Genomic DNA, 7,428 nt, shown 5'->3' with positions numbered 1-7,428 from the left:
TAAGAGATTTAATACATTTGTACGAGCGATAGAGATATTTAAATTATTGAACCGCCGTGTACGGAACCGTACGCACGGTGGTGTGAGAGGACGGTAAATAAATTAATTATTTACCTCCTACTCGATTTCTCGATTAAACTGTAAGTATCATGTATGGTATAATTATAGAATGAAAGCAACAATGAAAAAGAAATCAAAGGGGCGCATTATGAAGAATTTACAAGTAAAAAAACTGGCAGCCAGTCGGATACAAAAAGGGTATCCGGCTTTAGAAGACTATGATTTCAAAGATAAGGACCAAGTTGTAGAAGGCGACTTTGTGAGACTGGTAGACAGCTCCCGCAAGTTTGTCGGGCTTGGCTATATTGGAGACGAGAAAAAAACAGCCGGATGGGTACTGTCTCTAGACGATACTGACAAGCTTGACATATCTTTTTTCGATCGTCAGTTCAGAATTGCACGGAAGAAACGGACCCCATTTTATGCAGATAAACTGACGACTGCTTTCCGATTCTTTAATGGAGAAGGCGATGGAATCGGTGGGATAACGGTAGACTATTATGATGGGTATTATGTCTTTACATGGTACAGCGAAGGGATTTACCAGCATAGAGACATGATTCTGGATGCATTCAGAATGGCTGTGCCTGACTACAAGGGAATCTATGAAAAGCTGCGCTACCCATCAGCTTCATTCAAGTCAAAATTTGTAGACGGAAAACAGGCAGACGAGCCAATGACTATTTTAGAGAATGGGATTCGCTACAATGTCTACCTGGATGAAGGATGGATGACAGGGATCTTCCTGGATCAGCGAAATGTCAGAAGAAAAATCATGGAAGATCTGGGTATGGGCCGTAAAGTACTCAACGCCTTCAGTTATACTGGTGCCTTTTCAGTCGCAGCCGCAATGGGAGGTGCATCAAAAACAGTCAATGTTGATGTAGCAAACAGAAGTAAGGGAAGAACTAGAGAACAGTTTGAATTGAATGGGTTGAATCCGGATGATCATGAAATCCGAGTAATGGATGTTTTTGATTATTTTGACTATGCCAAGAAGCATCAACTGCGCTTTGATCTGATTGTTCTTGATCCACCAACTTTTGCCAGAACTAAAAAACGAACGTTCAGCGTAGATAAGGATTATTCTGAACTCGTAAAAGATGCAGTAGAGGTACTGGCTCAGAACGGTGTACTCATTACTTCTACAAATGCCTGGAGCGTCAGTAGAGATGACTTTTTTGAAATGGTCAACGATGCACTGGAAGAGCTTCAAGTAGACGCGTATCTGATGGATGAACATGATCTGCCAGATGACTTTGCCGTCAGCAGAGCGTATCCCGAGGGCCACTATCTTAAAGTGTTTGTGCTTGAACGGACAAACTAAATTAACTATATAAGTGTAGACGTTCTGCAGGTTGACCTAAGAGGATAAACTGCAGGGCGTTTTCTTGTAGTACAGGAAAGGCTGAGCCTGAGTGATTATGGACGCTTAACGGTAAAATGAACGGTCCATGTAGTTATGATTTTTTCATGAAAAATTATGTTCTTTAAGCTAACTTATACTAAAGGGCTCTATAGGTATGCTAAAATAGTAGGGCATATGTAGAAAGGAAGATCGTGATGACCGCTTATATCAGTGTTAAAGACGAAGTAAAGAAATACAAATCTGGAGAAACAGAAGTGATTGCAAACGACAAAATCACTTTCGATATTGAAAAAAATGAATTTGCTGTAATCGTCGGTCCTAGTGGTGCAGGAAAAACAACTGTTCTGAATATTCTAGGTGGGATGGATGCTGCAGATGGAGGAGAAGTCATTATAGACGGAACCGATATTGTGGGCTTCGACCAGAAACAACTGACTGAATACAGGCGCAACGATGTCGGATTCATCTTTCAGAATTACAATCTGATTCCTAACCTGACTGCGAAGGAGAATGTTGAATTGGCAGCTGAGATCTCACCTGATGCTCTTGATGCGGAGGAAGTGCTCATAAGTGTCGGACTGGAACATCGGATGGACAACTTTCCGGCTCAGCTATCAGGAGGAGAACAGCAGAGGGTGGCTATTGCCCGGGCCCTAGCTAAGCAGCCTAAGTTGCTTTTATGTGACGAACCCACCGGAGCACTGGACTACGAAACTGGAAAGAAAGTTCTCGACCTTCTCAGCCGTTCAAAAGAAGAATATGGAGCAACGGTTGTCGTCATTACTCATAACCGTGCCATTGCTCCAATGGCTAATCGAGTGATCGACATCAATAATGCTAAAGTCAGAGAAGTCACCATCAATGAACAGCCTCAGTCTGTTGAAAGCATTGAGTGGTAAGCAGATGCCGAATAGAATTGAGGGGATAAGATGAAATATCGAACAGTTTGGAAAGACACTTTAAGAGAAATCTGGCGGACCAAGACCCGCTTTCTGTCTATTTTCGCCATCATTATGCTGGGCGTTGCCTTTTTCGCTGGCTTGAGCGCAACGGGGCCAGTCATGGTCCATACTGCCGGAGACGGTCAATGAAATTGCACTGGATAACACGAACAGCTATTTGGGCGACTATAAAATCGGGGATACAGTTCAGATCGAAGAAGGTACACCGGACGAGTATGAAGAAAATTTTTCTGAAACAACTTTCGAAGTAGTGGGATTTGTCAATCATCCTCGCTATATTGAGCGGATGGAACGTGGCAACACCCAAGTCGGGACAGGTTCTCTGGATGGCTTCGCATTGGTACTGGAAGAAGTGTTTGATATGGAAGTACATACAGACGCCTATTTACTTTTTGAAAACGCACGCGAGTATGATGTGTATTCAGAAGACTATGATCAGTATATTGATGAGCGCACAGAAGAAGTCGAAGCATTGCTAGCAGATCGTCCTTCCGAACGCTATGAGGCACTCGTTGAGGAAATCGAAGAAGAAATCAGTGACGGCTATTATGAAATCGAGGAAGCGCGACAGGAGCTGGAGAATGCCGAGCAAGAACTGGAAGACGCCCGAATTGAAATTGAAGAAGGGGTTGAAGACTACGAAGAAGGACTTGATGAGCTGGAGCAGGAAGAAGCAGACGCCAGAAGAGAAATCGAAGATCAGCGTGCTCAGCTGCAGTCCGCTCTTGCTGAAGTGGAATCAAATAGACAACAGCTTGAAGCAGCTCAGATAGAAGATCCACAGACCTCCACTGAACTTAATGCTCAGGAAGAACAGATCCAGCAGGGACTGGCCGAACTGGAACAGGCAGAAAATGAGCTTGATACTGAAATTCAGGAAGCGAGTGCTGAACTGGAAGACGCCCGCGTTGAGCTTGAAGAGGCACAAGAAGAGTATGAAGAGAGGCTTGCCGAGTTCGAAGAAGAACAGGAGAGTACAGAAGAAGAGATAGCAGAAGCAGAAGCAGACCTGGCAGAAGCCGAAGAGGAACTTGCTGATCTGGAAGAGCCGGAATACTTTATTCAGGATCGGATGTCCTTTCAGGGCTACGGAGAGTTTGATGAAAATGCAGAACGGATCACAGCAATTGCGCAGATCTTTCCTGTCTTCTTCTTCCTGCTTGCGGCACTGATATCGCTCACAACAATGACTAGAATGGTCGATGAGGGAAGAAATCAGATTGGAACACTAAAAGCTTTAGGTTATGGAAACTTTCCTATTGCGATGAAGTATTTCGTTTATGCCTTTATCGCAACAGTTGCAGGTGGAATTATAGGTCTGCTACTAGGGTACTGGATCTTCCCAACTGTAGTAATGGATGCCTACAGTTCAATGTATAATCTGCCATCCGCAGATACACAGTTCTACTGGAGTTACGCCGTCATTTCAATTACAGGTGCACTCCTTGCAACAGGTTTATCGACACTCGTATCCGTTCGACTATCACTGAGGAGCAACGCAGCTACCTTGTTGAAGCCAAAAGCACCTAAAAAAGGTAAACGGATCTTCCTGGAATACATGCCATTTATCTGGAATCGGTTCACCTTTACTCAAAAGGTTGCGTCGAGAAATCTGTTCAGATATAAGCGTCGCATGCTCATGACTTTATTTGGAGTGGCTGGTGGAACTGCACTGCTTCTTACTGGGTATGGACTTTCCGACTCGATTGGAGATATCGGAGAGATACAGTTTGGAGAAATCAATCTGTACCAGGCTATTGTCTCAGAGAACACTGATGCCAGTGAAATTCAGGTCGAAGAGTATATAGAGACACTTGAATCCTTAGAAGGGCTGGAAGGGCACCTACACGTCAGTCAGGATAATGCCTACGCAGAAAGAGACGGGGAATCTCACGATATCAATCTATTTGTCCCAAGCGAACCGAGTCGGATGGAAGAGTTTGTTGTCCTTCGTGATCTGGATGATGAATCGGTTACCTTTGATTTACCTGAAGAAGGAGCCATCATCACTGACAAACTGGCCGACCTGCTGAATGCTGAGGTCGGAGATATCATTACTGTAGAAACTAATGATTCAGATGTGTTTGATATCGAAGTTGAAGAAATAGTTGAACACTACGTTCAACATTATGTTTATCTGTCACCTTCAGCCTATGAAAAACTCATGGGAGAAGAAGCTGAGTACGATACACGCTTATTGAGGTATGATACAGAGGCAGTCGACGACGATAAGCTGGGACAGCAGCTGACAGCTGAAGATGCTGTTCAAGGTGTGGCATTCGCCGCCGCGATCGAAGACGCGTTCCAGGATTCGATGGATAGTCTGGATGTAGTGACCATTGTCCTGATCGTTTCCGCAGCTTCACTGGCCTTTGTTGTCCTATACAATCTGACAAACATCAACGTTTCTGAACGGATACGCGAACTGTCTACCAGTGAACTACCCACCACTTAAATCCTCCGGATTTTGAAGTGGGGGCTTCCTACGAACTCCATTCTTGTCTGCACAGGTTTCATGCAGACAGAGGAATCGGATATGGGTAGGCTCAAAAGGCAGTCCCTGCCTCATAGGTTTTCTTTTACTTGGCTAACGCCAAGGAATACTCAGTAGGCTTGGTTGTCGCCTATATAGACTTGGTTATCGTCTATATATAAAGTATACCAAATGAGAATGACATTAACCACTTCAAGCTATCGCTTGACCGAAATTCATCTCCCACTTTCACTGGTGCTTCGCACCCATACGCTTAGAAGTGGGAGACTTCTTTCGGAATTACGTTAAAGTGCTCGGGTTCTTTGATAAAGAAGTGACGATGTATGTCTATAGAGAGAATCTGGTGCTCACTGTCTTAGAAATCCTTGCCGGTTTCGGACTAGGATTCATCATGCACCGGTTTGTTCTGCAGACTGCAGAAATCGACATTATGCGTTTCGCAAGACAGATCAGTTTAACCAGTTATCTGTACTCGTTCCTGCTGATGTTCTTCTTCTCAAGCTTGGTCATGCTGGTCATGCACTTTAAGCTGAAAAGAGTGGATATGGTAGAAGCGCTCAAAACACAAGACTGATGCGCACACGTTTATTGAGTGTGGGGGGAGGTAAGCTATGGATGGATTTAAAGAAGCCGAGAGTGTTGGAGAATTAAGGAAGCTGATTGACAATGAAAAACTGGTTTTCGTCTTCCTCTACGGCGAACATTGTTCCGTTTGTCATGGAGTGATGCCTCAGATCAGACCGATGATCGACAGCTATAATGACCTGACGTCTATTCAGGCCGATATCGAAAAGCTCCGCATCTTATCTGGAGAGTTTACAGTCTTTACCGTCCCTGTTGTGCTTCTTTTCCTTGAAGGAAAAGAAGTGCTTCGTATTGCGCGTTTCATACGTACGGAAGAGCTCAAGGACAAGATCGACAGGATACTGGACTCAGTTTAGGTGAATCATTGAGTCATGAGGTTTCTTGATTAAACCTGCAATGCTAAAAAAATAAGCTTATAACGAACGGTAACAGTACTTTATTCTGAAACGGAAGAGGATAACAGCTCTGTCTCAACAGACAGACTCCGATGTGTTTTCAGATCAGGTATTGTCGCCGTTTTTTATTAGGAAAAGGCTGCAGCGGCAGCCATAATTAAAGGAAGAGACTCGATTTCTCGAGTCGCCACAGCATCTAAGTGAGCGGGTACAAAAGTAAGTATTATTGCTCACTCATATTGAAAAGAGGCGTGGGAGAGTATAAATCAGGAGATTATCGCCCACTCGATTAGAAAAGATGGTTGGACAGGCAATAGCTGTTAGTAAAGCGAGCGCTCGAATGAAGGAATCGATTGAGCGGGAATTAAAGCATAAAAAGAGGAATTCTCGAGAGAATTCCGCATCTTAATTACTTAACGATCAGCTGATCAGCCAGTCCATTTTCCATTCTCGTGCTGCCCAGTCCATCAGTTCGTTGACGTCCTTAGTCAGGTCGATCGACGTCAGATCTTTACCAGTCGATAACGTGTCTGAAAGGTTTTCTATTTCATAAGTCAATGCCCGGCCATGCTCACCGGCCGTTACTTCCTCCGTCTGACCATCTGAATAAGTGATAAGTGCTGAATCAGCTCTTGGATAATTCATGACTGTGATATAAGCTCCTTCGCAGACAATCACACCTTGTTTCGGCATTTTGGAACGGAAGCTGAATGAGACTGTACTCATTTCACCCTCTTTATTACTGAACTGGAAGGAACTGCGCTCATCCACACCACTGTCATGTAATGAGACAGTGGTCCTACGTTCATCAGGCTGGCTGGAAAGGAAATACCTCATGAAGGAAAGAGCATAGACGCCAATATCAAGAAGTGCGCCTCCGCCTAGATCAGGATTAAAGAAGCGGTTTGTCGGGTCATTGGGTTTCAGGCTGCCGAAGAAAGCATGAACCATTTTCAAAGGACCGAATTCTCTTCCAGTAATGCGTTCCTTCAGCTGAGAGAAAATCGGCATATGATAAATCGTCATGGCCTCAGCTACAATGAGATTCTTCTCTTCGGCCAGCGCCAGCACATCGTCGAGTTCGTTCTTAGTCATCGTGATGGCCTTCTCACACAAAATATGTTTATTGGCTTTAAGAAGCATCATCATATTATCATTGTGCAGGCTGTTGGGCGTAGCCAGATAGACAATATCTATTTCAGGGTCATAGGCCAGCTGCTCGTAGCTGCCGTATGCCTTGGGGACCTTGTAGGTACTGGAAAAGTCAAAGGCTTTCTGTAAGGTACGTGAGGCTACAGCAGTAAGTTCCGCTTTGTCTGTATCGAATGACTGGGCGAACTGGTGAGCAATGTCTCCTAATCCGATCATGCCCCATTTTATCTTAGTCATAATTATCCTTCTTTCTGATTGCACATTGATGATAATAGTGTAACAAACTCAAGTTTCGCACCCTAATCAGACCTTGGAAAGCCTATCGGCTTAAGGTTAATCAACGAGATCAAACAGTGCTGTATGCCTGATTGGGCTGGTTTCCAGATAAAATTTCTTTAAATGAAGTCGGTA

At 44.2% G+C, this 7,428-nt stretch carries 7 protein-coding genes; 6 read left to right on the top strand and 1 reads right to left on the bottom strand.

Translation table 11 applies throughout. The annotated features are described in order from the left end of the window. Window positions 1-208: 208 nt before the first annotated feature. The 6 genes from ACYQ2O_RS09300 to ACYQ2O_RS09275 all read left to right on the top strand — a co-directional run bounded on the left by ACYQ2O_RS09300 (window position 209) and on the right by ACYQ2O_RS09275 (window position 5,826). Window positions 209-1,387, top strand: a complete 1,179-nt coding sequence (locus tag ACYQ2O_RS09300) for a class I SAM-dependent rRNA methyltransferase (RefSeq protein WP_459796477.1) — start codon at window positions 209-211, stop codon at window positions 1,385-1,387. A gap of 236 nt (window positions 1,388-1,623) precedes the next feature. Next, window positions 1,624-2,328, top strand: coding sequence for an ABC transporter ATP-binding protein (locus ACYQ2O_RS09295; RefSeq protein WP_091265974.1), 705 nt, complete (start codon window positions 1,624-1,626; stop codon window positions 2,326-2,328). Window positions 2,329-2,358: 30 nt separating this feature from the next. Next, complete coding sequence (locus tag ACYQ2O_RS09290) at window positions 2,359-2,520, top strand: hypothetical protein (RefSeq protein ID WP_346023874.1); 162 nt, start codon at window positions 2,359-2,361, stop codon at window positions 2,518-2,520. A 28-nt stretch (window positions 2,521-2,548) separates the two neighbouring features. After that, on the top strand, window positions 2,549-4,846 hold the full coding sequence (locus tag ACYQ2O_RS09285; RefSeq protein ID WP_346023873.1) for an ABC transporter permease: 2,298 nt from the start codon (window positions 2,549-2,551) through the stop codon (window positions 4,844-4,846). Between the two features lie 298 nt (window positions 4,847-5,144). Next, window positions 5,145-5,459 (top strand): FtsX-like permease family protein, encoded by a 315-nt coding sequence (locus tag ACYQ2O_RS09280; protein ID WP_346025501.1) that lies wholly within the window; start codon window positions 5,145-5,147, stop codon window positions 5,457-5,459. Window positions 5,460-5,496: 37 nt separating this feature from the next. Beyond that, window positions 5,497-5,826, top strand: coding sequence for a thioredoxin family protein (locus tag ACYQ2O_RS09275; protein ID WP_346025502.1), 330 nt, complete (start codon window positions 5,497-5,499; stop codon window positions 5,824-5,826). A 459-nt stretch (window positions 5,827-6,285) separates the two neighbouring features. Here the strand turns inward: ACYQ2O_RS09275 and ACYQ2O_RS09270 are convergent, their stop codons facing one another. Then, window positions 6,286-7,254: a Gfo/Idh/MocA family protein gene (locus ACYQ2O_RS09270; RefSeq protein ID WP_346025503.1), complete on the bottom strand. Its 969-nt coding sequence runs from the start codon at window positions 7,252-7,254 to the stop codon at window positions 6,286-6,288. Window positions 7,255-7,428: the final 174 nt, after the last annotated feature.

It is taken from the genome of Alkalibacterium sp. m-11, assembly GCF_054658155.1.
This window is presented reverse-complemented; position numbering and strand designations above follow the sequence as displayed.

What these genes read in the sequence shown, in the direction of transcription:
- ACYQ2O_RS09295 (WP_091265974.1), top strand. Translation starts at nt 1,624, where the DNA reads ATGACCGCTTATATCAGTGTTAAAGACGAAGTAAAGAAATACAAATCT.
- ACYQ2O_RS09270 (WP_346025503.1), bottom strand. Translation starts at nt 7,254, where the DNA reads ATGACTAAGATAAAATGGGGCATGATCGGATTAGGAGACATTGCTCAC.
- ACYQ2O_RS09300 (WP_459796477.1), top strand. Translation starts at nt 209, where the DNA reads ATGAAGAATTTACAAGTAAAAAAACTGGCAGCCAGTCGGATACAAAAA.
- ACYQ2O_RS09275 (WP_346025502.1), top strand. Translation starts at nt 5,497, where the DNA reads ATGGATGGATTTAAAGAAGCCGAGAGTGTTGGAGAATTAAGGAAGCTG.
- ACYQ2O_RS09290 (WP_346023874.1), top strand. Translation starts at nt 2,359, where the DNA reads ATGAAATATCGAACAGTTTGGAAAGACACTTTAAGAGAAATCTGGCGG.